Origin of the sequence: Shewanella sp. KT0246 (genome assembly GCF_019654955.1) — a bacterium.
Classification (GTDB): Bacteria; Pseudomonadota; Gammaproteobacteria; order Enterobacterales; family Shewanellaceae; genus Shewanella; species Shewanella goraebulensis.
This window is the reverse complement of record NZ_BPEV01000024.1, coordinates 64,595-89,680: the sequence shown is the minus strand read 5'-3', so window position 1 is coordinate 89,680 and position 25,086 is coordinate 64,595. Positions and strand designations below refer to the sequence as shown.

The 25,086-nt window shown below is 40.2% G+C and carries 25 protein-coding genes; 12 read left to right on the top strand and 13 right to left on the bottom strand.

Annotation, left to right across the window (positions count from 1 at the left end; all coding sequences use genetic code 11):
* Positions 1-223: 223 nt before the first annotated feature.
* Positions 224-1,651 (bottom strand): cytochrome c oxidase accessory protein CcoG, encoded by a 1,428-nt coding sequence (ccoG, locus tag K5Q58_RS13390; protein WP_220754427.1) that lies wholly within the window; start codon positions 1,649-1,651, stop codon positions 224-226.
* Between the two features lie 170 nt (positions 1,652-1,821).
* On the opposite strand from ccoG, the gene K5Q58_RS13385 reads away from it, so the two are divergent.
* From K5Q58_RS13385 to K5Q58_RS13375, 3 genes are all read left to right on the top strand, one after another.
* Positions 1,822-2,169 carry a hypothetical protein gene (locus tag K5Q58_RS13385; RefSeq protein ID WP_220754426.1) on the top strand — a complete coding sequence of 116 codons (348 nt, stop codon included), beginning with the start codon at positions 1,822-1,824 and terminating at the stop codon, positions 2,167-2,169.
* An 84-nt stretch (positions 2,170-2,253) separates the two neighbouring features.
* Positions 2,254-3,156: a 1,4-dihydroxy-2-naphthoyl-CoA synthase gene (locus K5Q58_RS13380; RefSeq protein WP_220754425.1), complete on the top strand. Its 903-nt coding sequence runs from the start codon at positions 2,254-2,256 to the stop codon at positions 3,154-3,156.
* A gap of 351 nt (positions 3,157-3,507) precedes the next feature.
* Positions 3,508-3,705 carry a DUF2061 domain-containing protein gene (locus K5Q58_RS13375; protein ID WP_220754424.1) on the top strand — a complete coding sequence of 66 codons (198 nt, stop codon included), beginning with the start codon at positions 3,508-3,510 and terminating at the stop codon, positions 3,703-3,705.
* Between the two features lie 32 nt (positions 3,706-3,737).
* Here the strand turns inward: K5Q58_RS13375 and K5Q58_RS13370 are convergent, their stop codons facing one another.
* On the bottom strand, positions 3,738-4,937 hold the full coding sequence (locus K5Q58_RS13370) for a potassium/proton antiporter (protein ID WP_220754423.1): 1,200 nt from the start codon (positions 4,935-4,937) through the stop codon (positions 3,738-3,740).
* 559 nt (positions 4,938-5,496) lie between these two features.
* On the opposite strand from K5Q58_RS13370, the gene K5Q58_RS13365 reads away from it, so the two are divergent.
* The 9 genes from K5Q58_RS13365 (at position 5,497) to K5Q58_RS13325 (ending at position 12,765) form a co-directional block, all read left to right on the top strand.
* Complete coding sequence (locus tag K5Q58_RS13365; protein ID WP_220754422.1) at positions 5,497-6,306, top strand: phosphate ABC transporter substrate-binding protein; 810 nt, start codon at positions 5,497-5,499, stop codon at positions 6,304-6,306.
* Positions 6,307-6,405: 99 nt separating this feature from the next.
* The gene (pstC, locus tag K5Q58_RS13360; RefSeq protein ID WP_220754421.1) at positions 6,406-7,311 is read left to right on the top strand and encodes a phosphate ABC transporter permease subunit PstC; all 906 of its coding nucleotides are present in this window, start codon (positions 6,406-6,408) and stop codon (positions 7,309-7,311) included.
* Between the two features lie 2 nt (positions 7,312-7,313).
* Positions 7,314-8,207, top strand: coding sequence for a phosphate ABC transporter permease PstA (pstA, locus tag K5Q58_RS13355; RefSeq protein ID WP_220754420.1), 894 nt, complete (start codon positions 7,314-7,316; stop codon positions 8,205-8,207).
* A gap of 143 nt (positions 8,208-8,350) precedes the next feature.
* Positions 8,351-9,100, top strand: coding sequence for a phosphate ABC transporter ATP-binding protein PstB (pstB, locus tag K5Q58_RS13350; RefSeq protein WP_220754419.1), 750 nt, complete (start codon positions 8,351-8,353; stop codon positions 9,098-9,100).
* Between the two features lie 194 nt (positions 9,101-9,294).
* Positions 9,295-9,852 carry an outer membrane beta-barrel protein gene (locus tag K5Q58_RS13345; RefSeq protein WP_220754418.1) on the top strand — a complete coding sequence of 186 codons (558 nt, stop codon included), beginning with the start codon at positions 9,295-9,297 and terminating at the stop codon, positions 9,850-9,852.
* 61 nt (positions 9,853-9,913) lie between these two features.
* A complete protein-coding gene (locus K5Q58_RS13340; protein WP_220754417.1) occupies positions 9,914-10,165 on the top strand; it encodes a hypothetical protein in 252 nt (83 codons plus the stop codon).
* Positions 10,166-10,402: 237 nt separating this feature from the next.
* The gene (locus K5Q58_RS13335; protein ID WP_220754416.1) at positions 10,403-10,762 is read left to right on the top strand and encodes a hypothetical protein; all 360 of its coding nucleotides are present in this window, start codon (positions 10,403-10,405) and stop codon (positions 10,760-10,762) included.
* A 138-nt stretch (positions 10,763-10,900) separates the two neighbouring features.
* Complete coding sequence (locus K5Q58_RS13330) at positions 10,901-11,767, top strand: helix-turn-helix transcriptional regulator (RefSeq protein ID WP_220754415.1); 867 nt, start codon at positions 10,901-10,903, stop codon at positions 11,765-11,767.
* Positions 11,768-11,970: 203 nt separating this feature from the next.
* Complete coding sequence (locus K5Q58_RS13325; RefSeq protein WP_374758504.1) at positions 11,971-12,765, top strand: hypothetical protein; 795 nt, start codon at positions 11,971-11,973, stop codon at positions 12,763-12,765.
* A 94-nt stretch (positions 12,766-12,859) separates the two neighbouring features.
* Here K5Q58_RS13325 and deoD read toward each other — a convergent pair whose 3' ends face one another.
* The 11 genes from deoD to atpF all read right to left on the bottom strand — a co-directional run bounded on the left by deoD (position 12,860) and on the right by atpF (position 25,086).
* Complete coding sequence (deoD, locus tag K5Q58_RS13320; RefSeq protein WP_055025445.1) at positions 12,860-13,570, bottom strand: purine-nucleoside phosphorylase; 711 nt, start codon at positions 13,568-13,570, stop codon at positions 12,860-12,862.
* A gap of 55 nt (positions 13,571-13,625) precedes the next feature.
* Positions 13,626-14,852 (bottom strand): NupC/NupG family nucleoside CNT transporter, encoded by a 1,227-nt coding sequence (locus K5Q58_RS13315; protein WP_220754413.1) that lies wholly within the window; start codon positions 14,850-14,852, stop codon positions 13,626-13,628.
* Between the two features lie 491 nt (positions 14,853-15,343).
* Entirely contained in the window at positions 15,344-17,173 is a 1,830-nt protein-coding gene (glmS, locus tag K5Q58_RS13310) for a glutamine--fructose-6-phosphate transaminase (isomerizing) (protein WP_220754412.1), read from the bottom strand.
* 28 nt (positions 17,174-17,201) lie between these two features.
* Positions 17,202-17,975, bottom strand: a complete 774-nt coding sequence (locus K5Q58_RS13305) for a DeoR/GlpR family DNA-binding transcription regulator (protein WP_220754411.1) — start codon at positions 17,973-17,975, stop codon at positions 17,202-17,204.
* Positions 17,976-18,148: 173 nt separating this feature from the next.
* Positions 18,149-19,516: a bifunctional UDP-N-acetylglucosamine diphosphorylase/glucosamine-1-phosphate N-acetyltransferase GlmU gene (gene glmU, locus K5Q58_RS13300; protein WP_220754410.1), complete on the bottom strand. Its 1,368-nt coding sequence runs from the start codon at positions 19,514-19,516 to the stop codon at positions 18,149-18,151.
* A gap of 193 nt (positions 19,517-19,709) precedes the next feature.
* Positions 19,710-20,138, bottom strand: a complete 429-nt coding sequence (locus K5Q58_RS13295; RefSeq protein WP_220754409.1) for a F0F1 ATP synthase subunit epsilon — start codon at positions 20,136-20,138, stop codon at positions 19,710-19,712.
* 33 nt (positions 20,139-20,171) lie between these two features.
* Positions 20,172-21,563 carry a F0F1 ATP synthase subunit beta gene (gene atpD / locus K5Q58_RS13290; protein WP_102529139.1) on the bottom strand — a complete coding sequence of 464 codons (1,392 nt, stop codon included), beginning with the start codon at positions 21,561-21,563 and terminating at the stop codon, positions 20,172-20,174.
* Positions 21,564-21,597: 34 nt separating this feature from the next.
* Positions 21,598-22,458, bottom strand: a complete 861-nt coding sequence (gene atpG / locus K5Q58_RS13285; protein WP_220754408.1) for a F0F1 ATP synthase subunit gamma — start codon at positions 22,456-22,458, stop codon at positions 21,598-21,600.
* A 51-nt stretch (positions 22,459-22,509) separates the two neighbouring features.
* Positions 22,510-24,051, bottom strand: a complete 1,542-nt coding sequence (atpA, locus tag K5Q58_RS13280; RefSeq protein ID WP_220754407.1) for a F0F1 ATP synthase subunit alpha — start codon at positions 24,049-24,051, stop codon at positions 22,510-22,512.
* Positions 24,052-24,065: 14 nt separating this feature from the next.
* A complete protein-coding gene (gene atpH, locus K5Q58_RS13275; RefSeq protein ID WP_220754406.1) occupies positions 24,066-24,599 on the bottom strand; it encodes a F0F1 ATP synthase subunit delta in 534 nt (177 codons plus the stop codon).
* Between the two features lie 16 nt (positions 24,600-24,615).
* Positions 24,616-25,086, bottom strand: coding sequence for a F0F1 ATP synthase subunit B (gene atpF, locus K5Q58_RS13270; RefSeq protein ID WP_055025454.1), 471 nt, complete (start codon positions 25,084-25,086; stop codon positions 24,616-24,618).

Below are 25,086 nucleotides of genomic sequence, written 5' to 3'. Positions count from 1 at the left end.
TTTTTGCCGTTGATTTGAGGTAGTTAAAACCGCTTCAAATCAAGCTGACTCAGTGTTGGCTAGTGCCTGTTGCCGTGTCAGTGGATGCGCATTATAGGCAAATACTGAAACACCGCAAGGGCTTTTTGAAAGAAAATGACACAAATATGAATAACAGCCGCTTTTTCAAACGAAACGCATAAAAAAGGGACTAAGTAGTCCCTTTTTCTAGCTATATCGTTATTTACTCACCAAAGAATCTCGATTCTTGTTTGATTATAACATCCTTACCTTCGATGGTTGCGGCAACCACTAAGTTGATTTTAGTGACTGTTCGTTCTAGTTGACCAGGATCAACGGCAATACTAATTGGTAAGGTCAGTACTTCACCCGCTTTAATTGCTACTTGATTCGGTCCATTCCATTCATATGACTCTATACCGTCCATTGAAAGTTGATATTCTTGTGCTAGCTCGGTTTTATTAAGCAGCTTCAAGGTATATGTATTTTCAACTAAACCATCATTAGTTATCCGGTAAAGTGCATTTCTGTCTCGAATAACATCCATACGTAATGGAGCAATAGTGGCGCTGGCATAAATGAAAACCAAGATCATTACAGTTAAGGCTACGCCGTAACCAATAAGTTTTGGTCTTACAATGGTCTCTTTGATATCTTCTAGTTTATTTTCGGTGGTATAACTAATTAAGCCTTTGTCATAGCCCATACGTTCCATTGTTGTGTCGCAGGCATCGATACAAGCACCACAGTTTATACATTCATATTGAAGGCCATTACGAATATCGATACCTGTTGGACAAACCTGAACACATAAGTCACAGTCGATACAGTCGCCTAAGCCCAATTCTTTAGGGTCAGCTTTACGAGATCTTGGCCCTCTTGTTTCACCGCGCTTAGTGTCATAACCCACTATATATGTGTTTTTATCAAACATCGCTGCCTGAAAACGAGCATACGGGCACATGTGAATACACATAATTTCACGCATCCAGCCTGCATTACCGTATGTGGCAAAGGTGAAAAAGACCACCCAGAAATAAATACTTAAATCAGCATTCAAAGTGAACACATCAATATAGACTTCACGACTTGGAACGAAATAGGATACAAATGTCATTGCTGTTAATAAGGAAATGAGGATCCAAGAGGTATGTTTAGCGGTCTTGCGCCATAACTTATTAAAACTCCATGGCATTTGATCTAGTTTGATTCGTTTATTACGTGCTCCTTCAAATTTTTCTTCGAACCAAATAAAAATAAACGTCCAAACGGTTTGCGGGCATGTGTAGCCACACCACACCCTACCAAGATAAGTCGTAACAAAGAACAAGCCAAATGCCGCAATAGTAAATAGCGCTGCCAACAAGGTTAAATCTTGTGGCCAAATAGTCAGCCCAAAGATATGAAACTTCTGCTCAGCTAAATTAAACCAAACAGCCTGTCTGTCACCCCAAGGTAGCCAAGGTAATATTAAAAAGAATGACATTGTTGCCCAACCAATACGCCTTCTTACTGTAGTCCATAAACCTGTTACGGCGCGCACATAAATACTATTACTTGGATTAAATCTGTCAGCCTTGCTGGCGTCAGGTTGATGAATCTTAATCCGTTTTTGTTTGGCGTAATCTTTAGGTGTAGATTCTTGGGTCATCTTAATGCCTTACTACTTATAAAAGGGGCAAAATAAGTGGCAGTTGCCGAAAAACGTTATCGATTTTAAATAAAAAACGCTACCAACTGCTACACACTCGTGTATAGAGTGTTAATTGAGTATATTATACTCGTATAATTCATGGTTATTCACTTTAATTGGACTAAAAGATGAGAGGTTGGATCCTTATTGCACTGATTGGCGGTGTTATTTACTACTTTGCGACTGAAACAGATAAATTAGATGAACCAATTGCTGAAATTCAATCAGTACTAAATAGTGCTGATGAAAAGGTGACGTCAATGACTGGCACCAAAATAATTAGAAAGAGCGATAAAGTCATTGCTATGCCATCTGGTGTTCTTGAAAGACTAACATCAAAAGAGGCTATAGAATTTAAAGCTATTTTTACTGATAACAACACAGTTGCAGCTTTTGATAATGAGTATTGCGGTTTTGGTGCAAGACACCCTATTTTTGGCAAAGAGAACCTGCAATTAATCTGCGATAAAATATAAATTTAACTTTCCTGACATCTGTCAATTGACCTGAGATTTAATTCAGCCTAGCCTTTGGATATTCGATTGAAAAAGGCTAGTAAAATGACACAACAGGTTTCTGATATATTTGACCCAACACTTTGGGACACTGTAAGTGGCTTCGATTTTGAAGACATCACTTATCATCGCGCTAAAGACCAAGGTACGGTTCGTATTGCAATCAATCGTCCTGATTGTCTTAATTCTTTTCGCCCAAAAACCGTTGATGAGCTTTATACCGCTTTAGATCATGCTCGCCAATGGTCTGATGTTGGCTGTGTATTGCTAACAGGTAATGGACCATCAGCCAAAGGCCAGTTTTCTTTCTGTGCTGGCGGTGATCAACGCATTCGTGGCAAAGACGGTTATAAATATGAAGGCGCTGAAGAAGGCAAACCTGATGTTGCACGTATGGGGCGCTTACATATATTAGAAGTGCAACGATTAATTCGTTTTATGCCTAAGGTTGTTATTGCTGTTGTACCTGGTTGGGCTGTAGGTGGTGGGCACAGTTTACATGTAGTGTGTGATTTAACATTAGCATCGAAAGAGCATGCTGTATTCAAGCAAACCGATCCTGATGTAGGTAGTTTTGATTCGGGTTACGGTAGTGCTTATTTAGCCAAAATGATTGGCCAAAAACGCGCCCGTGAAATCTTCTTCCTTGGCTTTAACTATACGGCTGATGAAGCATTTGATATGGGTATGGTCAATCGCTCAATTCCTCATGCTGAACTAGAAACAGAAGCATTATCATGGGCAAAAGAGATCAACAGTAAATCACCAACAGCAATGCGTATGCTTAAATACGGCTTTAACTTGCCAGATGATGGGTTAGTTGGCCAACAGCTATTTGCAGGCGAAGCAACACGTCTTGCTTATGGTACAGACGAAGCTCAAGAAGGTCGTGATGCATTCCTTGAAAAGCGCGATCAAGATTTTTCTAAGTTTCCTTGGCACTATTAATTCTAATATCAGAATTAATACAGTAAGCAAAAGATGAATACTTAATACTTTAACTTAAATACTGCCTGCTTAGTCATTTCATAATGATAACCCTCTACCTTAATTGGGAGGGTTTATGTTATCTAACAAACATTTGCACTTTCCCCCCACCAGAACACCAATTTGTTCTATCTATAAATCATTAATAAATGAAAAAACATCTCATTTACAGGGATTTTTCACGTCATTAAAAGATGGTTTAAACACTAATCGAATAAACCTTTTGTTGTAATTGATAAAAAAAACTTTAAATAGTAATGAGAATTGTTATCATTAAATCAATTGAACAATATTAACTACAAGGGTTATCTCATGAAAAAGACCATCTCATTTGCTATTTTGCACTTCAGCGTCGCCTTTACTATCACTTACTTATTAACTGGCAGCATTGTTATTGGTGGGGCCGTCGCCTTGATTGAGCCAGCAGTAAACACTGTAGTATTTTATTTTCATGACAAAGTTTGGAACAAAATTGAGGCTAATGATTTAGCGAATGCAGCCACGGCATAGCCTCAATTTAAAGTGTAGTAAGTAGATTGCCACTATTTTGGTGGTGTTTCTTTCTCTAAGCCTAACTTATTTGCTAATGGCGCTATCGCACCGCCTTGAATAAAGATAGAGAACAATACAAAAAAGAACACCATATGGACTATATCGATAGCACCAGGTACACCTGCAGCAGCCGGTATAAGTGCAAACACAATAGGAGTCGCACCTTTTAAGCCAATCATTGATATAAATAGACGCTTTTTCCAGCTTGCTTTTACAAAAGGTAAATAGCACATCTGCACCGCTAGTGGTCTAGCTACAAATATCAGCAATAAACCTGGGATAATTGAAACCCAAAATACTGTCATTAATGTTTGTGGGAAAATCTGAAGCCCCAACACAATGAACATCAATGCCTGTGCTAGCCAAGACAAGCTATTAAAAAAGTGCAAGTTAACTTGTTGGCCACGTTTAATACCATTGCCTATCACCACACCTGCAATATAAGAAGCCAATAAGATATTACCACCTAATAAGTCTGCACCATAGGTAGCAATAATAAAGCTGGCTAAGACAAATACAGGGATCAAACCATACTCAGATAAACTAATTTTACTCAATAAAGTAACCGCAATTTTGCCGATTAAGAGTCCTGCAGCAACTGCGACAAATATCTGGGTGACTAAATCAAGACTAAGTGAAGAAAGTGATACCGATTGAGTTGATGATAATGCCATCTCAGTCAATACAATCACCATCAACATAGCAACAGGATCATTGGTTGCTGATTCAAACTCCAACACTGTATCGGTTTCTTCTTTTAACTTAAGCTTTTTTGATTCCAAAATTGAAAATACAGCTGCCGCATCAGTAGAGGACACCACTGCAGCAAAGAGTAAACAAATAATAAAATCAAAATCGAGTAGCAAATAGAGGATACCTGCAAATATCACTGTGGTAAAAATCACCCCAAACGAAGCTAATACACCTCCTTCTTTATAAGCGACTTTTATTTTTGCAGTCGAAGTATTCAAGCCACCGACAAAAACAATCACATTTAAGGCCAGCCCGCCTATCCATGCGGTTTTATCTAAGTTGTCATATACAAAGTTAAATTCACCATTACCCAATGACAGCCCTACACCCATAAAAATAAATAGTGATGGAATACCAAGAGTTCGAGATGGGTGATGTAATAGAATGCCAATAACAACCAGAATAGACATTCCAATCATGATCATCTCGGTTGTCATAAAGCCCGCCTTTAAGAAATTAAGTTAGAGTGTGTTGATGTTTTGCCTTTCAGGAATAAAAGACAAAGTTATAAGCTTTGTGAGTTTTATAACTAAATCGATAATTAAGCTCGACTGTAATAAAACTTTAATAAAATAATTAATGAGAATTAATTTGTGCACAATATAGCATTTATCGCGCCCTCAAACTTAAAATAGACTTAAAAAGCTATTAACACAAAACTTTATTTACGCCCCAGCGAGATCCAAAAAGCACCACCAACCAGCATAAGTAATGCCTTGCGCATGTTTAAGTTAATTTAAGAAAACCTGATAACTTTTTACTGAATTATAGTTAATAAAGATAAATAATTAACATTAAAATAACACTAAAAAAACATAATCTTAGATACCACCTATCGAAAAGATAGCGACATTTTTCACTGTAACTTAACTGTCATATTGATCTGTCTTAATGCACTCGCTTCAAATTACAGCGCTGAATGAAGCACGCTAACTTCCAATATCCAAGACGGGTATTAAGTACAAATTTAAGTCCAAATAATAAGTGGAACTTGTGATGAAAAAAGTGATTGGTTTATTAACTGCTGTTGGTTTAATGACGGCACCTCTTGTTCAAGCTGGTACGGTTACAGTATCTGGTTCAACATCTGTTGCACACGTTATGGAAGTGCTAGCAGAGAATTATCAAAACACAGCGAAAAAGAACGTTGAAGTGCAAAGCACAGGTTCTTCTGCGGGTATTCGTGCTGCGAAGGACGGCACCAGCATGATTGGTATGTCTTCTCGTAACATTAAAGAAAATGAACTAAACGACAATACAAAAGAAATCGTTATTGCTCGTGACGGTATTGCTGCAGCAGTAAACAAAGCAAACCCTGTTCAAGACTTAACTCAAGAGCAAATTTCAAAAATCTACCGTGGTGAAATCAAAAACTGGAGCGAAGTTGGCGGCGAAGCACGTCCTATCGTTGTAGTAACTCGTGAAAACGGTTCTGGTACTCGTGGTGCTTTCGAAGAAATCATGGACCTACAACGTACAGTAAACGGCCATAAAGTAACGGCTATTACTCCTACTGCTCAAGTAGGTAACGGTAACGGCATGATCAAAACAATCGTTGCTAACAACCCATTTGCTATTGGTTATATTTCACTGGGTTCAGTTGATGATTCTTTAGTTGCTCTAAGTGTAGGTGGTGTTGAAGCTACTGATAAAAACATCGCAACTGGTGACTACCAAATCGCTCGTCCATTCATCGTATTAGTGAATGACCAGCCACATCCAAATGCACAAGGCTTCCTAGACTTCATCATGTCAAATGACGGTCAAAGCATTGTTGCTGAAGAAGGTTACATCCGCGTTCAGTAATTATTGAACTAAATATCTTAAGAGGAGCTTATGCTCCTCTTTTGTAATTTCTAAAAAAATTAAAACTACTTAATCATCAGTACGACCTCGAGGCATATGATGAATACAGCAACTAAAGTCCAACCACAAGGACTGCAACTTGCACCTAAAAACGCCATAGACATTAAAGAAATCTTCTTTCATGGCCTATTCCTATGTTGCGCTATGGTTGGCGTTCTATCTGTTTCCACCATTGGATGGTTTGTATTTAACGAAGGTTTACCTGCATTTAAAGAAGCAGGCGTTACTGAGTTTGTAACAGGTAAAGAATGGTTGCCACCAGCGTTATATGGCATACTCCCGATGATTGTCGCCTCAATCATCTCTACTGCTGGCGCCGTTATGATTGGTGTTCCAATCGCAATTCTTACTGCGGTATTCCTCGCAGAAATTGCTCCAAAATGGTTAGCAGATCTCGTTAGACCCGCTGTTGAACTACTCGCTGGTATTCCATCTGTTGTTTACGGCTTTTTCGGGTTGGTGATTATTGTCCCAGCTATCGAAACCCTATTTAATATTCCTGCTGGTAACACGCTATTAGCAGGGATCATTGTATTAGCAATCATGATTTTGCCAACCGTCATTACTATTTCAGAAACCTCAATCAGAGCCTTACCTTCTGTTTATAAAGAAGGTGCATTAGCACTTGGGGCATCGCATGTTTACAGTATTTTTAAAGTATTAATTCCTGCTGCTAAAAGCGGCATTTTAACGGGTGTAGCACTTGGTGTTGCACGTGCGATTGGTGAAACCATGGCCATTATTATGGTAATGGGCAACGCTCCAGCAATGCCTGGCTCTATTTTAGAACCAGCAAGAACACTAACAGCAAACATCGCAATGGAAATGTCATACGCAACTGGCATCCATTCGAGTGCATTGTATGCAACAGGTATCGTGTTATTAGCTTTTATTGTGCTACTTAACGGTTCACTGCTATATCTAAATCGCAAGAGAGCGTACTAATCATGTCTAAGTTTACTCAATCAAACTCGACGATTTCGACACTAACAGGCTCAAAATCATTACTGTCGAGAGAGAACCAAGATAAATTACTTCATGGTGCTATTTGGGCTGCAGCAGGCGTAACCATTTTATTCCTGTTATGGGTTGTTTGGCACATTCTTTCAAATGGTTTAAGCCATGTTAGCTGGGAGTTCATCACTGGTTCTTACACGCGTATTGGTGAAGCTTCTGGTATTTGGGCGATGATTGTCTCAACAGTCTATATGGTATTGCTTTCATTAGCTTTCGCCGCACCAATTGGCATTATGACGGCTATTTACCTTACAGAGTACGCAGCGCCTGGTAGCAAGTTTGTTCAGGTAATCCGTTTTTGTACTGAGTCACTCGCAGGTATCCCCTCAATTGTTTATGGCTTATTCGGTATGACATTCTTTGTCACTACCTTAGGGTTAGGTTTCTCAATCCTTTCTGGTGCACTGACATTAGCCATGCTGATTTTGCCCGTGATTATCCGTACTACTGAAGAAGCGTTAATGGCAGTACCGATGAGCTACCGTGAAGGTGGTTATGCATTAGGTAGTAGTAAGATTTACACCATTTGGCGTTTAATTTTACCCAGCGCATTACCAGGCATTGTTACGTCAGTCATTTTAAGTACTGGCCGAGTAATTGGAGAGTCAGCACCGGTATTTTTAACTGCCGGTATGGTGACTCAAATACCTGACTCTGTAATGGACTCAGGCCGAACATTGACTGTTCATTTATATAAGTTAACTCAAGAGTTATTTACTCAGCATGAGTGGGATCAAGCTTATGCGACTGCAACCATCTTGATTGTACTCGTATTAATGCTGAACTTAGCGACCAAAGTGATTGCAGGTCGATTAAATAAATAAATCTAATCACTATTTACTTAAACGCCTTAAACAATAGGCAATAAATAGTTATTACATCATGAGATATGTGCACAAAGCACGCTGTACTCATAAAACGAACAGTAAATAACACGTAAAAAGTCGTGTTATATAAAGGCCAGATAATGAACAAATTACAAGTAAACAACTTAGACTTATTCTACGGCGAGAACCACGCGTTAAAAGATATCTCAATTAATATTCCGTCTCGTCAGGTAACGGCACTAATTGGGCCATCTGGTTGTGGTAAGTCAACCCTACTAAGAACCCTAAACCGAATGAACGATTTAGTTGCAGGGGTGAAAATTACCGGTACCGTGGCATTTGAAGGTGAAGATATTTATGCCGACGTAGATGTTAAACAGCTTAGAATGCGCGTTGGTATGGTTTTTCAAAAGCCAAACCCTTTCCCAATGAGTATTTATGAAAACATCGCATTTGGCCTTAAAGCCCAAGGCGTTAAAGATAAAGCCGTATTAGATAAAGTTGTTGAAGACTCATTACGTGGTGCAGCGTTATGGGAAGAAGTGAAAGATCGCTTAAACACTCCAGCATTTGGTCTTTCTGGCGGTCAGCAACAACGTTTATGTATTGCCCGCGCTATTGCGATGGAGCCAGAAGTTATCTTAATGGACGAGCCTACCAGTGCACTTGATCCTATCGCAACCCATAAGATTGAAGAGCTAATGGATGAATTACGTAAAAAGTTCACCATTGTTATAGTGACTCACTCAATGAACCAAGCAAAGCGCATCTCGGATAGAACAGCTTTCTTCTGGATGGGTGAATTAGTAGAGCAAGGTGAAACGCACCAAGTATTTAATAACCCACAAGACTCTCGTACTCAGGGTTATGTTAGTGGTGAGTTTGGTTAATACGATGGTGTTAAATTATCACTAAATAGTTAGAAATAAAAAAGCCTTCAATATGATATTGAAGGCTTTTTTATTTAATCAAACAAATTGTTTCATCAACCAAAAACTAAAGCGTCAATGACATGCTAACTGGCTTTTAACCTTGATATAAAGACACGCCAATTTTTAAGGCTGACAGTTCAAGGACACTTAAAGTGAAATACATATTCCTCATCATTATGTTGCTAGTTTCTACTTTGACCACAGCTGAGGAACTTATTGACGAATCTCATCACGTTATCAGTTTAGGTGGTGGCTTAGGAGTATCTCGCTGGGCTGAAGCACATGGGTTTGATGAAGAAATATTAAACTTAAAACATCATTATGAAGTCGCTTACCGTTATCAATTCAATCCTAGCTGGGGAAGCGAAATAGGCTACATGTATCAAAAAATAACTGGCTCTTTTATTTTATCCCCGTTAACCAGTGCATACGTAGATAAAGTATCTAGCTTTCGTCTTGCGGTTGTATACTCGCAGCCATTATCACAACGATCTTCTTTCTTATTTAAACTAGGTGTTGCCCAATATAATGTCATTGCAAATTTAAGATATGATGATGAGCATGTGGATACTGATAATGAAGGTATTGGAGCATTAACATCCTTAGGTTGGCGATATAATTTTGCATCAAATTACGAGTTTTCTTTGGTTTATACCTATCAAAAGTTTGATACGAATACTGTAACCGCAAATTTTGGTTATCGGTTCTAGTCACTATCAACTCTACTGCGTTTGATTTACCATTTAATCCTCAACCATATTAGGAGTTATTTTGGCTAAACCCAACGCTAAAGGACCAACCCGCACCGTCGATATTTTTTGTGCTAAATGTAAAAACCAGCTATTTAAATACCGCAAGGGTGGAAAAGGGGCATTAGTTAAATGCTTCAAAGAACGCATTGTAGACGACTACACTAAAACCCCTTGTGTGTGTCCACAATGTGAAACACCTTTTGCTCGAGATACCTTAGTTCGCGGCACGCCTGCTTTTAAAATGATTGGCGGCAAAGTGACGATGAGATAGACAGTGAATAAATAGTGAAGTGACTTAAGTGACACCACACTAAACCCTTGGTATTCACTCTGTTTAGTCTCCAGTAACGACTTAAACAGCTTTTATTCCCTCTTTAATAGATAAAAAAGACTAAAAACAATCAAGCTCTAGAGTTCAGTAACAATATGGGTACCGATATTTAGCTAACCTCTCTAAAAATGAATTCGACTTTGTATAGAAAAACTTAGTTTTACTTGAGGTAACCAAATGAAAAAATTACTCTCTGCAGCTATTGTTAGCTGTTTACTTATGGGCTCGGCGTCTGCAAATCAACAACTTTCAACTGAAGATGCGATTGGCATGGCGGGGTTAATGGTCTGCGATGTTTTTTATAGTGATATTGTTTCAGAAGAATCCAATACTAAGGCCGATATCATCAGAAAACTAATGGCAGTAAAATATAAAACAGGCATTGCAGATATGATGATGACGCAAAAAACAAGTGATGAATTAGATTTTTATATTTCACATTTCAATTCATCTGATGATAATCAAAAGAAAAGTTTATGCGCAGAGGCTATTCAATACTCTCAAGACAGCAGTGTTGCCAGTTTAGGAATGAGGTAATAACTCTATCACCTAAGTATTTACCTAAGCATCCACATATTATCGCGCAACTAAGTCATGATGAACTTTTATCCCATGACTTGCTAGGGAGTGTCTAATTCCACTACACTTTTATGATTGAACTAGTGGAGTTTAACGTTGAATATACCCGATATTGGCTTTAACCATCAGCAATCAGATGAGGAAGAACTTGAGATAATTGATTTTTCATCATTATATCAAAGAGCCAATATCGACCATGATCCACGGCTCCCTCATAAAGTGAACTTCTTTATGCTCATTTACATTGAGCAAGGCGAAGGCGTTCACATGATTGATTTCAATGATTACCCTTTCTGTGCAGGCTCTGTCTTACTGGTTCAGCGAGAACAGGTTCATGCATTTGATTTTTCTACTAAGCCGCAAGGTAAAGTGCTTATTTTCACACAGGCATTTTTAGATCAAGTCCATACTAATATGCGCTTACCTAAATACACCCCAACACACCTTAATCAACAGCACTCACCACTATTAAAACTTGATAAACAAACTTACCAGCGAACCCGTTTATTGCTTGAGCAAATCACTATTGAGTTTAATCATCAACAAACTGATCCTCTCATCGTTATGTATCTGTTCTCAGCGCTGGCATTGATATTACATCGATTAAGGCCTGCTGCGAAAAATGACAACATGTCATTAGAGCAAAATGTAAAACTTGCACGCTTTTTTGAGTTAATGCAGCAACACTTCCGGAAAACTCGAGATGCAAGCTGGTATGCCAACCAAGTTAATACCACTTATAAAACCTTAAATCACATTTGCAAGCTGGCAACAGGATTAACCGCTAAACAAATGATTGATGCTTTTACTGTTATAGAGATCAAACGACATATAATCATCAGTAAAAAGCCTTCTCAGCAAGTTGCTTATGATTTTGGTTTTGACGATGCCAGCAATTTTGTTAAGTACTTTAAAAATCAAACTAATATCACACCAAGTCAGTTTTTAAAGCAGGTTGGATAATAATAAATATCCTGCTTTAGGTTCGATATTTACCATTTTTACACTCAAATACACTCTGCCAAGTGACTCCAGCGATCGCTAATATTGTTCTCAAGCAAATTGAGGACAACACAATGACAACACCTAATCTTGTTAAACATTCACTTTTAGCGGCCAGCCTTTTTAGCCTTATCGCATGCACATCAAATCAGGAAGTAATCACTATGACAGACTCAAGCGCACAAACATTATCTAATAAGCAAAAAGCTGTAGCGGTTATATCAAGTATCGAAACGGGCGAGCAAACAGCGATTGGTTACATCAATCCAGAAAAGTATATCCAACATAACTTAGCTGTTGCCGACGGATTAGCAGGGTTCGGGGCTGTACTGCAGCAACTCCCAAAAGGAAGTGCAAAAGCCAAAGTTAAACGTGCATTTCAAGATGGTGATTACACCTTCACTCACACAGAATATAACTTTTTTGGTCCCAAAGTAGGTTTTGATGTATTTCGCTTTGAAGAAGGTAAAATTGTTGAGCACTGGGATAACCTGCAAGCAATCGCCCCCGCTAATCCAAGTGGTAGAACGCAGCTCGACGGTGCGACTGAAGTAACCGATTTAGATAAAACTGATTCGAATAAAGCGATTGTTGCTGATTTTGTCGCAACCATATTAATGAAAGGTGATATGAGCAAGATTAATCAATTTATTGATAATGATGACAATGCTTATATTCAACACAACCCAGCAATTGCAGACGGCCTTAGTGGCTTAGGTAAAGCGTTAGGTGAACTTGCTGCTGCGAATATGCCTATGGTGGTCAGTAAAAACCATAAAATACTCGGAGAAGGTAACTTTGTATTATCGATTAGTGAAGGAACCTTTATGAATCAGCATGTTGCTTTTTACGATTTATTTCGCTTAGATAACGGCAAAATAGTTGAACACTGGGACACCATTGAAACCATTCCCGCTCAAACAGAATGGCAAAACAGTAACGGTAAATTCGGCTTTTAATATTCAGCTTAATCACCGATAAAACAACAATGCCGAACTTATTTCGTAAAAGAAGTAAGTTCGGCATACTTATGTTCAAGCAGAATGAACTCGGTTAATCGATATGACTAACTGCCTCTAAAGTCAGTTTAATCATTTCATTTAACGTTTGTTGACGTTCTTCCGCTGTTAAGTGAAGACCTTGTCTAATATGATCGGTCACTGTCATCATAGCAAGTGCTCGAGCGCCATATTCTGTTGCGACGCCATAAAGACCTGCCGCTTCCATTTCAACACCTAAAATGCCGTATTTTTCCATCAAGTCATATCGGCTTTCATCTTCACAATAGAATAAATCTGAAGAATATAGATTACCTACGTGATAACTTGCACCTTGTTTTTCAGCAGCATCGGTCGCTAAACGCAGCAAACCAAAATCAGCAATCATGGCAAAGTCAGTATTAGCAAAGCGAGTGCGGTTTACAGTTGAGTCAGTACTCGCCCCCATTGCCATTACCACGTCCATTAATTTAATTTTGTCACTGACGGCACCACAAGAGCCGATACGAATAATATTTTCAACGCCATATTCAGTAATGAGCTCTTTAGCGTAGATAGAAATCGATGGGATGCCCATACCGGAGCCCATAACAGAGATAGTTTTACCATTATATTCGCCTGTGTAACCCAGCATATTACGTACATCTGTCACAAGTCTTGGGTTATCTAAAAAGTTTTCTGCAATGTATTTTGCACGTAACGGATCGCCAGGCATTAATACTGTTTTAGCGAAAGCGCCCTCTGGGGCATTAATGTGTGGGGTCATGCTCTTACTCCAATGTTGCCAACTAAGACCTTAGCTGGCATAAAAATATTAGTGTCTAGTTAGCTAAACTAAATAATAAGCCTGCAATGGTTCCGCTCATTAAGTTAGCTAATGCTGCAGCAATCAATGCTTTCATACCAATTTCACTTAAATCATGGCGGCGCTCAGGGCACAAAGCGGCCAGTCCACCAATCACCATGGCTAATGAGCCAAGGTTAGCGAAACCACATAAAGCAAAACTGATGATAATTTGAGTTTTAGGCGACAAATCTTCGGCGACTTTTAAGAAATCAATATAAGCAACAAACTCATTGATCACCATTTTCTGGCCAATAAACGAAGCAGCTTGAGTCGCCTCACTCCACGGCACTCCCATTAACCAAGCTAATGGTGCTAAAAAATAACCTAAGATTGCTTGCATGGTGATATCACCATGACCAAACCAACCACCAACACCACCAATTAAGCCATTAACCATGGCTATTAAGCCAACAAAGGCAATTAGCAGAGCTGATACCGCAAGCACTTGTTGCATCCCCATAGCTGCGCCGCTTGCTGCTGCATCCAATACATTGGTAGGCTTGTCTTCTTGCTCATCCATGACTTGCTTAATATCATTGCGTGGCGTTTCTGTTTCAGGCCACATTAACTTAGCAAAGAGTAATCCAGCTGGAGCCGTCATAAAGGCTGCGGTGAGAACGTATTTAATGTCCACGCCCATTTGTATGTAACCAATCATAGTGCCACCAGCAACAGAAGCTAAGCCACCTGTCATCACAGCAAACAACTCTGAACGGGTCATATGTTTAACAAACGGTCTCACCATTGATGGCGCTTCAATAGGGCCGACAAAAATATTGGCGGTTGCTGATAATGATTCAGCACGGCTAGTGCCTAATAATTTAGAAAGTCCACCACCAATAACGCCGATAATCAGTTGCATAATGCCGAGGTAATACAGCACAGCAATCAAGGCACTAATAAACACCACAACAAACAGAACGTTAATAACAAAGATAAAACCAACACTGAATTTAGCTAAATCACCAAATACAAACGCTAAACCTTCATTACCATAGTTGATCACATGCATTACTGCGCTAGATGCGCCATCCAACATGCTTTGCCCCATAGGTAAATACATGACAAATGCACCAAATGCGATTTGAAATGCAAGTGCACCGATTACCGTTCTTGGTTTAATTGCACTGCGTTTTTCTGACAATAAAATAGCTAAACCAATCAAGGCACACATGCCTAGTAAACTGATGAAAACTTCCATACATTTTTGACTCGTGAAACGATTTGATACATGCAGTTTATCGAGCAAATAAACGGACTCAAGCCTTGTTTGTTGTCAGAAATAACTATTTTAGTAAAAGATAAGAAAGTGGAGAAAATGCCGAAATAGCACCTAAAAAACCAAAACAAATACAGCATTTAATAAATATAAAAAACACATAAAAATCATAAAACAAACATTTCCAAACCAATCCATAAGATGTGTAAACATTCACTTTTCATCCTGTAGAGAAGCCATATTCAATAAAACAAAATTTCGCTCTATTGATTGTGTTATTGGCATATCAATTCTGAAATTAAACTACTTAAAACTGAGTAAAAATAGCGCATTTTTGCGCTTAAGAAATACAAATAAAAAAACCTCCACATAAGTAAGACTTACGTGGAGGTTTAAAGGCTGCACTAATCACAGTTATGATGCGTGAGTTTTACTTTAACTGTGCACGAGTGTTTTGCTAACAAGCCAAAATATTATTCTACCGTGACTGATTTCGCTAAGTTACGTGGCTGATCCACATCAGTGCCTTTAATTAATGCCACATGATATGACAATAACTGTAATGGAATGGTGTAAATAAGCGGCGCCATAAACTCATCGCAATGTGGAACCGGAATCACCTTCATGGTGTCATCAGATTCGAACTCTGCATCTTTATCAGCAAAGACGTACATTAAGCCACCACGGGCACGGACTTCTTCAACATTTGATTTAAGCTTTTCAAGCAATTCATTATTTGGCGCAACAACAATAACCGGCATATCGGCATCAATCAGTGCTAATGGGCCGTGCTTTAGCTCACCCGATGCATAAGCTTCAGCATGAATGTAAGAAATCTCTTTTAGCTTAAGCGCACCTTCCATCGCGATTGGATATTGATCGCCACGACCTAAGAATAAAGCATGGTGCTTGTCAGCAAAGTCTTCTGCAAGTTCAGCAATCGCATCATCTAAACTTAACGCTTGCTCTACTTTAGCAGGCATAGATTGTAAGCTTTGAGTGATCTCAGCTTCCATCTCTTCGGTCATGCCGTTATGACGACCAATTGCAGTGGTTAGCATTAATAAACCAGCAAGTTGTACTGTAAAGGCTTTCGTCGATGCCACACCAATTTCAACACCAGCTTTCATCATATAAGCCATATCAGACTCACGAACTAATGAAGAACCTGGAGCATTACAAATAGTTAAGGTAGCTTTGTAGCCCATCTCTTTTGCTAAACGCATCGCCGCTAAGGTATCTGCAGTCTCACCAGACTGAGAGATAGTCACTAACAGGCTGTTAGGGAACATATGTGATTTTCGGTAACGGAACTCAGATGCAATTTCAACATTACACGATACGCCAGCCCAGTCTTCTAACCAATAACGGGCTGCCATACCGGCATGATAACTGGTACCACATGCTATGATTTGCACGTGCTTTATGTCTTTTAAAAATTCTGCAGCATTGTCACCAAATGCTGAATCTAACACTTTACCAGCAGCAATTCGGCCTTCAAGCGTATGGGCAATTGCTGTTGGTTGCTCATAAATTTCTTTAAGCATGTAATGACGATACTCGCCTTTATCGCCTGCATCATGAGTCACTTCAGATTCTTTTACCTCACGCTCAACCGGATTACCATCAACATCAAAAATACTGACTTCACGACGGGTAATTTCAGCGACATCACCTTCTTCTAAAAAGGCAAATGAACGTGTTACAGGTAATAGTGCTAACTGATCAGAAGCAACAAAGTTCTCGCCTAAACCATAACCGACAACCAATGGGCTACCACTGCGAGCAACGACCATACGTTCGCTATCACGACGATCAACAACAACTGTTCCGTAAGCGCCTTCAAGCTGTTTTACTGTGGTCTGTACTGCAGCAAGTAACGTGTCATGGTTTTTTAATTCATGGTGGACTAAATGACAAATCACTTCTGTGTCAGTATCTGACGCGAAGGTATAACCTAAGCCTTTTAACATCTCACGCAGTTTATTGTGGTTTTCAATAATACCGTTGTGCACGACCGCGATATCACCTTCCGATAAATGAGGGTGTGCATTACGTTCACTCGGTTCGCCGTGAGTTGCCCAGCGAGTATGGGCAATACCCGTTCCACCTGCTAACGGAGAAGTTGCTAGTGCATCATCTAGTTCTTGTACCTTACCGACTCGACGAGTACGTCCTAATTCACCTTGATTGATGATGGCAACACCAGCGGAATCATAACCTCGATACTCAAGACGCTTTAAGCCTTCTACTAAAATTTCTGCCACATCCCTTTGCGCTACTGCACCTACAATTCCACACATAATTTAATACCTAATTTATAAAACTAATTTATTTGTTTTTATATGGCGCTAATAAGACTTTAACGCCATATTGAGTAATTTTGTTGACCATATCCGCAGGTAATCGGTCATCAGTCACTAAAACACTGATGTTTTCCCAAGCAAGCTCGAGGTTAGGAATTCTGCGACCAAACTTATCAGATTCAAGCATCACAATAACCTCTCGTGATACTTCTGCCATCACTTTACTGAGACCAGTTAATTCATTAAACGTAGTTGTTCCACGCTCAAGGTCAATACCATCAGCACCAATGAAGAGTTGATCAAAGTTATAAGAGCGCAGTACCTGTTCAGCAATTTGTCCTTGGAAAGACTCAGAATGCGGGTCCCAAGTACCACCGGTCATCAATAAAGTCGGTTCATTTTCTAATTCATGAATAGCATTCGCTAATTGCAGGGAATTAGTCATGACTAATAAGCCCCGCAAATTATCAAGCTGCTGAATAAGACCTGATGTTGTACTACCACTATCAATAATAATGCGATTATGATCTTTAATAAGTTGCGCGGCCTTTTTAGCAATCGACAACTTATTTGGGGCAATTTTAGCGCTGAACGGTTGAGTAGCTTCATCAGGTACAGCAACAGCGCCTCCATAGCGGCGTAATAACAGCCCAGCTTCCTCTAAAGTAGCTAAATCCTTTCGAATAGTGACTTCAGAAGTTTCAAAACGTAACGAAAGATCATCGACGCTTACCTCACCTTGCTGAGATAAAATACTGATAATATTATTTCTACGCTGCTGAGTGTTACGTTTATTCATATTAACCATAAGTTTCGTTTCGAAAGATAATTATAATCAATCGAAACTTTATTGACAATATTTCAAACAATTAATATCCAGTTTCGTTAGGCATAAAAAAACGGCCTGCTTTAACAGACCGTTTATAAATTTGATTAATAGACTGATTTTATGTCAGTTTTTAAAGCTCAATTTTATGATTTAGGCTTTTTGACTGGTCTTGCCCAACCACTAATGTGACGCTGCTTAACACGAGTAATAACTAACTCACCCTCGCCGACATCTTTAGCAATCGTAGAGCCTGCACCTAATGTGGCGCCTTTCCCAATAGTCACAGGAGCAATAAGTTGCGAGTCGCTTCCAACGAAAACATTATCTTCAATCGTCGTAACAAACTTATTTGCGCCATCATAATTACAGGTGATCGTACCCGCGCCGATGTTTACACCACTGCCGATTTGAGCATCACCCAAATAAGCTAAATGACCCGCTTTTGAGCCAACACCTAAAACCGCTTTTTTCATTTCAACAAAGTTACCAATATGGGCATCTTCTTTGAGTTCAGCACCTGTGCGTAAACGAGCAAATGGCCCAGCACTAGCAGCTTTACCTAGCTTGGCGCCTTCGACTATTGAGTAAGGTTTAATTTCAGCATTATCAGCAATCTCACAGTCAATTAAAATGGCTCCAGCACCAATCGTCACGTTATTACCTAGAGTAACCTTACCTTGAAAAATGACATTAATGTCAATCATCACATCCATACCCACGCTGACATCACCACGGATATCAAGTCGAGCAGGATCACGAAGGTTTGCACCTTCTAGCATTAATTTCTCAGCCGCTCTTGCCTGGTATGCTCTTTCAAGTTGTGCAAGTTGAATGCGATTATTCGCCCCTTCAACTTCTACAGCTGACTCAGGTTGAGCTGTATCTATCGCTACACCATCTTCTTTTGCCATGGCGACAATATCCGTTAGATAGTATTCACCTTGAGCATTAGCATTTGATAAGCGACCTAACCAAGATTTAAGTTGTTTACCTGGAACCGCCATAATGCCGGTGTTTACTTCTTGAATTTGTAGTTGTTCAGCATTGGCATCTTTTTGCTCAACAATACCGACGACGTTGCCATCTTCACGAACAATACGACCATAACCTGTAGGGTTATCCAAATTTACCGTCAGAATTGCCATACCATTTTGCGGACGAGCAGCTAATAATTTTTCAAGTGTAGATTGTTGAATTAACGGTACATCTCCATAAAGGATAAGAACGGTATCGTCATCATTAATATTTGGATTTGCTTGCGCCACAGCATGACCTGTACCTAACTGTTCCGCTTGTAGTACCCAATTGACAGATTGCTCGCCTAATGCGCTTTGTAATTTATCAGCGCCATAACCATAAACAAGCTGAATAGCTTCGCTACCTAATGAGTTTGCCGTATCTATAACGTGCTGCACCATGCTTTTATGCGCAATAGGATGAAGAACTTTTGGTAAGTCAGAACGCATCCGTGTTCCTTTACCAGCGGCTAGAATAACTACATTTAATGACATCAGGTTTCCTTGAACTACTATTCACTATAATTGTGGTTATTTTAACGCAGTTTTATTGCAGCTGGAAACTAAGATATTTGAATGAAGGCGGACAGAGGTTGTTATATATGAATTTTGAAGATCATTTGTTTCAAAACTAAATATCAGACACAAAAAAGGCGACCCTAGGGTCGCCTTTTTAAAACAATAACCTTTATCTGGCAATGTTCTTTTTGATGGTTTCAACAACACGAAGTTGAGCTAAAGATTTAGCTAATTCGATTGTTGCAGCTTCATAATCGAAGTCAGCACCTGCGTTAGCGATATTCGCTTCAGCACGTTGCTTAGCTTCAAGTGCAGCTTGCTCATCAATATCATTGGCACGCATAGCGACGTCAGCAAGAACAGAAATTGAATCAGGTTGTACTTCCAGGATACCACCTGAAAGATACATAACTTCTTCACTACCATCTTGCTTAATCATGCGCGCCATGCCAGGTTTGATCTTAGTTAGCAAAGGAGCATGGTTAGGCATAATACCTAACTCACCTTCGGTACCGCTCACTTCTAAGAAGCTCACTTCACCGCTGTACATGCTGTTCTCTGCACTTACTATATCAAGTTTGACTGTCATGGCTGCCATCAAGATCTCCTAAAATACTAAGCTAATGCTCAGTTATTTCTTTTTGTTAGCTTTCTCGACAGCTTCGTCGATTGAACCAACCATGTAGAACGCTTGCTCTGGAATGTGATCGAACTCACCACTCAAGATGCCCTTGAAGCCACGGATAGTGTCTTTAAGAGAAACGTACTTACCAGGAGAACCTGTAAAGACTTCTGCTACGAAGAAAGGTTGAGATAAGTATTTCTCAATCTTACGTGCGCGGAATACAGTTGTTTTATCTTCATCAGATAATTCATCCATACCCAAGATAGCAATAATGTCTTTCAGCTCTTTGTAGCGTTGAAGTACAGTTTGTACGCCGCTTGCTACATCGTAATGCTCTTGACCAACTACTAATGGATCTAATTGACGTGAAGTCGAATCCAATGGGTCAACCGCTGGGTAAATACCTAGCGAAGCAATGTTACGAGACAGTACAACAGTCGCATCTAAGTGAGCGAAGGTTGTTGCTGGTGACGGATCGGTTAAGTCATCCGCAGGTACATATACCGCTTGTACAGAGGTAATAGAACCAGACTTAGTTGAAGTAATACGTTCTTGTAGAACACCCATTTCTTCAGCTAGTGTTGGTTGGTAACCTACTGCAGAAGGCATACGACCTAACAGTGCAGATACTTCAGTACCGGCCAAGGTGTAACGGTAGATGTTATCAACGAATAACAGTACGTCACGACCTTCGTCACGGAATTTTTCAGCCATTGTCAAACCTGACAATGCTACACGTAAACGGTTTCCTGGAGGCTCGTTCATTTGACCATATACCATGGCTACTTTGTCGAGAACGCCAGAATCTTTCATTTCGTAGTAGAAGTCGTTACCCTCACGAGTACGCTCACCAACACCAGCGAATACAGAAAGACCTGAGTGTGCTTTTGCGATGTTGTTGATTAATTCCATCATGTTGACGGTTTTACCAACACCAGCACCACCAAACAAACCAACTTTACCACCTTTAGCGAAAGGACATACAAGGTCAATAACCTTGATACCAGTCTCTAAAAGTTCTGTTGAGCTTGACTGATCTTCGTATGAAGGAGCTTCACGGTGAATTTCATAACGCTCTTCTTCACCAATGTCGCCACATTCATCGATAGGCTCACCCAATACGTTCATGATACGGCCAAGGGTTGCAACCCCAACCGGAACAGAAATTGGTGAACCTGAGTTTACGACCTCTAGACCACGACGCAGACCATCAGAAGAACCCATAGCGATGGCACGAACAACACCACCACCTAGTTGCTGCTGAACTTCCAGCACCAAACCATTACAAGTTCCTTCACCTGTGATCTTCAGAGCGTCATATACCTGAGGTACAGAATCTTGTGGAAACTCTACGTCCACAACCGCGCCAATTACTTGGACAACAGTACCTGTGCTCATGATTAATCCTCTAAACTTGATTTCGTTACCTAACCTAAACCGCTGCAGCGCCTGAAACAATCTCCGACAATTCCTGCGTAATCGCGGCTTGTCGTGCCTTGTTGTAAACTAACTGCAAATCGCTGATCAAATCGCCTGCGTTGTCGGTTGCTGCCTTCATAGCTACCATACGGGCAGCTTGTTCAGACGCAATATTCTCAACAACACCTTGGTAAACTTGAGACTCAACATAACGTGTCAGTAAAACTTCCAAAATATCTTTTGGATCTGGCTCGTAAATATAATCCCAAGGATACTTAGCTACTTCTTCTTCCGATTTAGGCAAAGGTAGCAGCTGCTCGATCACAGGAGTCTGGGTCATTGTATTAACGAATTTGTTAAATACAATAAACAGACGGTCCAATTTACCTTCGTTGTAAGCTTGTAGCATAACTCTCACGGTACCGATTAAATCGGCTAACTTAGGCGCATCGCCTAAACCTGAGGCATGGGCAGAGATATCTCCACCAAAGCTTTTGAAAAACTGAACACTACGTGCGCCAATAGGACAAAATTCAACATCTGCCCCTTGTTCTTTCCAGTTTTTCACGTCTGATACAACCTTTTTGAAAAGGTTGACGTTCAGACCACCACAAAGGCCACGGTCGGTTGACACAACAATGTAACCAACCCGCTTGGCATCTCGAACTTCCAAATAAGGATGTTTATATTCAAGAGTACCTTGCGCTACGTGACCGATCACCTTACGCATATGCTCTGCATACGGGCGGCTAGATGCCATACGTTCCTGCGCTTTGCGCATTTTGCTGGCAGCAACCATTTCCATAGCAGAAGTGATCTTTTGAGTGTTTTTAACACTCGCGATCTTGGTTTTAATCTCTTTAGCGCCGGCCATTTCTACTCTCCAATCTGGGACCGAAGGTGCCCAAAGACACCTCGATAATTATTACCAGGTTTGGGTTTCAATGAACTTGTCCATGCCCGCTTTTAATTGACTTTCAATGTCTGCGTTGTAATCGCCAGAAGCATTAATAGTATTAACAAGCTCAGCATGTTCGCTGTTCATGAATGAAAGCAGAGCAGCTTCGAAGCTACCGATTTTACTTAATTCAACACTCTTCAAGTAGCCTTTTTCAGCTGCGAAGATTGAGATAGCTTGGGCAGCAATGCTCATAGGAGCATATTGCTTTTGCTTCATAAGTTCGGTAACACGCTCACCATGCTCAAGTTGAGCACGAGTTGCATCATCTAAGTCAGATGCAAATTGTGAGAACGCAGCAAGCTCTCGATACTGTGCTAACGCGGTACGAATACCACCAGACAGTTTCTTAATGATCTTAGTCTGAGCCGCACCACCAACACGAGATACTGAAATACCTGGGTTAACAGCAGGACGTAAGCCTGAGTTAAATAAGTCAGTTTCAAGGAAGATTTGACCATCAGTAATAGAAATTACGTTAGTCGGTACGAATGCAGATACATCACCTGCTTGGGTTTCAATAATAGGCAACGCAGTTAAAGAACCGGTTGTACCTTTTACTTCACCGTTAGTGAATTTCTCTACATAGATTTCGTTTACACGTGAAGCACGTTCTAATAAACGAGAATGTAGATAGAATACATCACCTGGGTATGCTTCACGTCCTGGTGGACGCTTCAATAGTAGAGAGATCTGACGGTAAGCAACTGCTTGCTTAGATAGATCATCATATACGATTAAAGAATCTTCACCGCGGTCACGGAAGTATTCACCCATTGAACAACCAGAGTATGGTGCTAAGTATTGTAATGCTGCAGCTTCAGAAGCTGTTGCAACTACAACAATAGTGTTAGCTAATGCACCGTGCTCTTCAAGCTTACGTACAACGTTAGCGATTGTAGAAGCTTTTTGCCCTACCGCTACGTATACACATTTAATGCCTGAATCTTTCTGGTTGATAATTGCATCGATAGCCATCGCTGTTTTACCAGTCTGACGGTCACCAATGATCAATTCACGTTGACCACGACCAATAGGGATCATGGCATCAACGGCTTTATAACCAGTTTGGATTGGTTGATCTACAGACTGACGTTCAATAACACCAGGAGCGATAACTTCAATAGGAGAGTAACCATCGTTGTCGATTGGTCCTTTTCCATCAATTGGCTCACCAAGGGTGTTAACAACGCGGCCTAATAAACCACGACCTACTGGTACTTCAAGAATACGACCAGTAGTCTTAACTTTTGCGCCTTCTGCTAAATTAGCATAAGGACCCATTACTACGGCACCGACAGAATCACGTTCTAAGTTCAACGCGATTGCAAAACGGCCACCAGGCAGTTCGATCATTTCACCTTGCATTACATCGGCAAGGCCGTGAATGCGAATGATGCCGTCACTTACTGCAACGATTGTACCTTCGTTGCGAGCTTCACTAACGACGTCGAACTGCTCGATCCGCTGCTTAATCAGATCGCTGATTTCAGTGGAATTCAGTTGCATGCTCAAACTCCCAATTACGATTGTAGCTTATCAGACAAGCGCGATAGATTACCGCTAACCGAGCCATCAATGACTAAGTCGCCTGATTTAATAATTACACCGCCAATAAGCGATGCATCTACACTACAATTCAGCTTAACTTTGCGTGCGAGACGTTTCTCAAGAGAAACACTAATTTGCTCTTCCTGCTCAGAACTTAGCTCAGTTGCTGAAACAACAGTTGCTTCAACTTCTTTTGCCCATTCATTGCGGTACTCAGCAAAAAGTAGAGAGACTGTTGGCAGTATCTCTAAACGACCGTTTTCAGCCATAACCTTAATAAGGTTTTGACCCTGCGCATTGACCTGCTCACCACATACTTCAATAAATAGTGAGGCAAGTTTAGCACTAGCCAATGAACCACCAAGCAACGGTTGAATTGATTCGTTTTCACTAACCAATGCCGCGAAGTTCAGCATTTCTGCCCAATCTTCAATTGCTTTATGTTCAACAGCAAAATCAAAAGCTGCCTTTGCATAAGGACGAGCAATGGTGCTTATTTCAGCCATAACTCCGATTCCTTAATTAAATTTCAGCAACAAGTTTATTAACTATGTCACTGTGAGCTTCTGGATCAATCGAACGTTGAAGAATTTTCTCTGCACCTGTTACGGCAAGAGTAGCAACTTGCTTACGCAAGTCATCTTTAACGCGATTACGTTCGTTTTCAATTTCAGCTTGACCTTGAGCAATGATTTTCGCACGCTCTGTATCAGCTTCAATTTTCGCTTCTTCAACTATTTGAGCTTTGCGCTTATTAGCTTGCTCAATAATTTCATTAGCAGTCGCCTTCGCTTCTTTTAGTTGCTCATTAGCTTTCGCTTGAGCCAACTCTAGATCTTTTGCAGCACGTCCTGCATCAGCTAGCCCATCGGCAATTTTCTTCTGGCGTTCTTCGATAGCGTTCATCAATGGCGGCCATACAAACTTCATGCAAAACCACACGAAGAGTGCAAAAGAAATCGCTTGGCCTAGCAGGGTAGCGTTAATACTCAT

What these genes read in the sequence shown, in the direction of transcription:
- atpA (WP_220754407.1), bottom strand. Translation starts at nt 24,051, where the DNA reads ATGCAACTGAATTCCACTGAAATCAGCGATCTGATTAAGCAGCGGATC.
- K5Q58_RS13315 (WP_220754413.1), bottom strand. Translation starts at nt 14,852, where the DNA reads ATGGAAGTTTTCATCAGTTTACTAGGCATGTGTGCCTTGATTGGTTTA.
- atpH (WP_220754406.1), bottom strand. Translation starts at nt 24,599, where the DNA reads ATGGCTGAAATAAGCACCATTGCTCGTCCTTATGCAAAGGCAGCTTTT.
- atpF (WP_055025454.1), bottom strand. Translation starts at nt 25,086, where the DNA reads ATGAGTATTAACGCTACCCTGCTAGGCCAAGCGATTTCTTTTGCACTC.
- pstC (WP_220754421.1), top strand. Translation starts at nt 6,406, where the DNA reads ATGAATACAGCAACTAAAGTCCAACCACAAGGACTGCAACTTGCACCT.
- K5Q58_RS13370 (WP_220754423.1), bottom strand. Translation starts at nt 4,937, where the DNA reads ATGACAACCGAGATGATCATGATTGGAATGTCTATTCTGGTTGTTATT.
- glmS (WP_220754412.1), bottom strand. Translation starts at nt 17,173, where the DNA reads ATGTGTGGAATTGTAGGTGCAGTAGCGCAAAGGGATGTGGCAGAAATT.
- K5Q58_RS13325 (WP_374758504.1), top strand. Translation starts at nt 11,971, where the DNA reads ATGACAGACTCAAGCGCACAAACATTATCTAATAAGCAAAAAGCTGTA.
- atpD (WP_102529139.1), bottom strand. Translation starts at nt 21,563, where the DNA reads ATGAGCACAGGTACTGTTGTCCAAGTAATTGGCGCGGTTGTGGACGTA.
- K5Q58_RS13305 (WP_220754411.1), bottom strand. Translation starts at nt 17,975, where the DNA reads ATGAATAAACGTAACACTCAGCAGCGTAGAAATAATATTATCAGTATT.
- K5Q58_RS13295 (WP_220754409.1), bottom strand. Translation starts at nt 20,138, where the DNA reads ATGGCAGCCATGACAGTCAAACTTGATATAGTAAGTGCAGAGAACAGC.
- K5Q58_RS13335 (WP_220754416.1), top strand. Translation starts at nt 10,403, where the DNA reads ATGAAAAAATTACTCTCTGCAGCTATTGTTAGCTGTTTACTTATGGGC.
- pstA (WP_220754420.1), top strand. Translation starts at nt 7,314, where the DNA reads ATGTCTAAGTTTACTCAATCAAACTCGACGATTTCGACACTAACAGGC.
- glmU (WP_220754410.1), bottom strand. Translation starts at nt 19,516, where the DNA reads ATGTCATTAAATGTAGTTATTCTAGCCGCTGGTAAAGGAACACGGATG.
- K5Q58_RS13365 (WP_220754422.1), top strand. Translation starts at nt 5,497, where the DNA reads ATGAAAAAAGTGATTGGTTTATTAACTGCTGTTGGTTTAATGACGGCA.
- atpG (WP_220754408.1), bottom strand. Translation starts at nt 22,458, where the DNA reads ATGGCCGGCGCTAAAGAGATTAAAACCAAGATCGCGAGTGTTAAAAAC.
- ccoG (WP_220754427.1), bottom strand. Translation starts at nt 1,651, where the DNA reads ATGACCCAAGAATCTACACCTAAAGATTACGCCAAACAAAAACGGATT.
- deoD (WP_055025445.1), bottom strand. Translation starts at nt 13,570, where the DNA reads ATGACCCCACACATTAATGCCCCAGAGGGCGCTTTCGCTAAAACAGTA.
- K5Q58_RS13375 (WP_220754424.1), top strand. Translation starts at nt 3,508, where the DNA reads ATGAAAAAGACCATCTCATTTGCTATTTTGCACTTCAGCGTCGCCTTT.
- K5Q58_RS13385 (WP_220754426.1), top strand. Translation starts at nt 1,822, where the DNA reads ATGAGAGGTTGGATCCTTATTGCACTGATTGGCGGTGTTATTTACTAC.
- pstB (WP_220754419.1), top strand. Translation starts at nt 8,351, where the DNA reads ATGAACAAATTACAAGTAAACAACTTAGACTTATTCTACGGCGAGAAC.
- K5Q58_RS13380 (WP_220754425.1), top strand. Translation starts at nt 2,254, where the DNA reads ATGACACAACAGGTTTCTGATATATTTGACCCAACACTTTGGGACACT.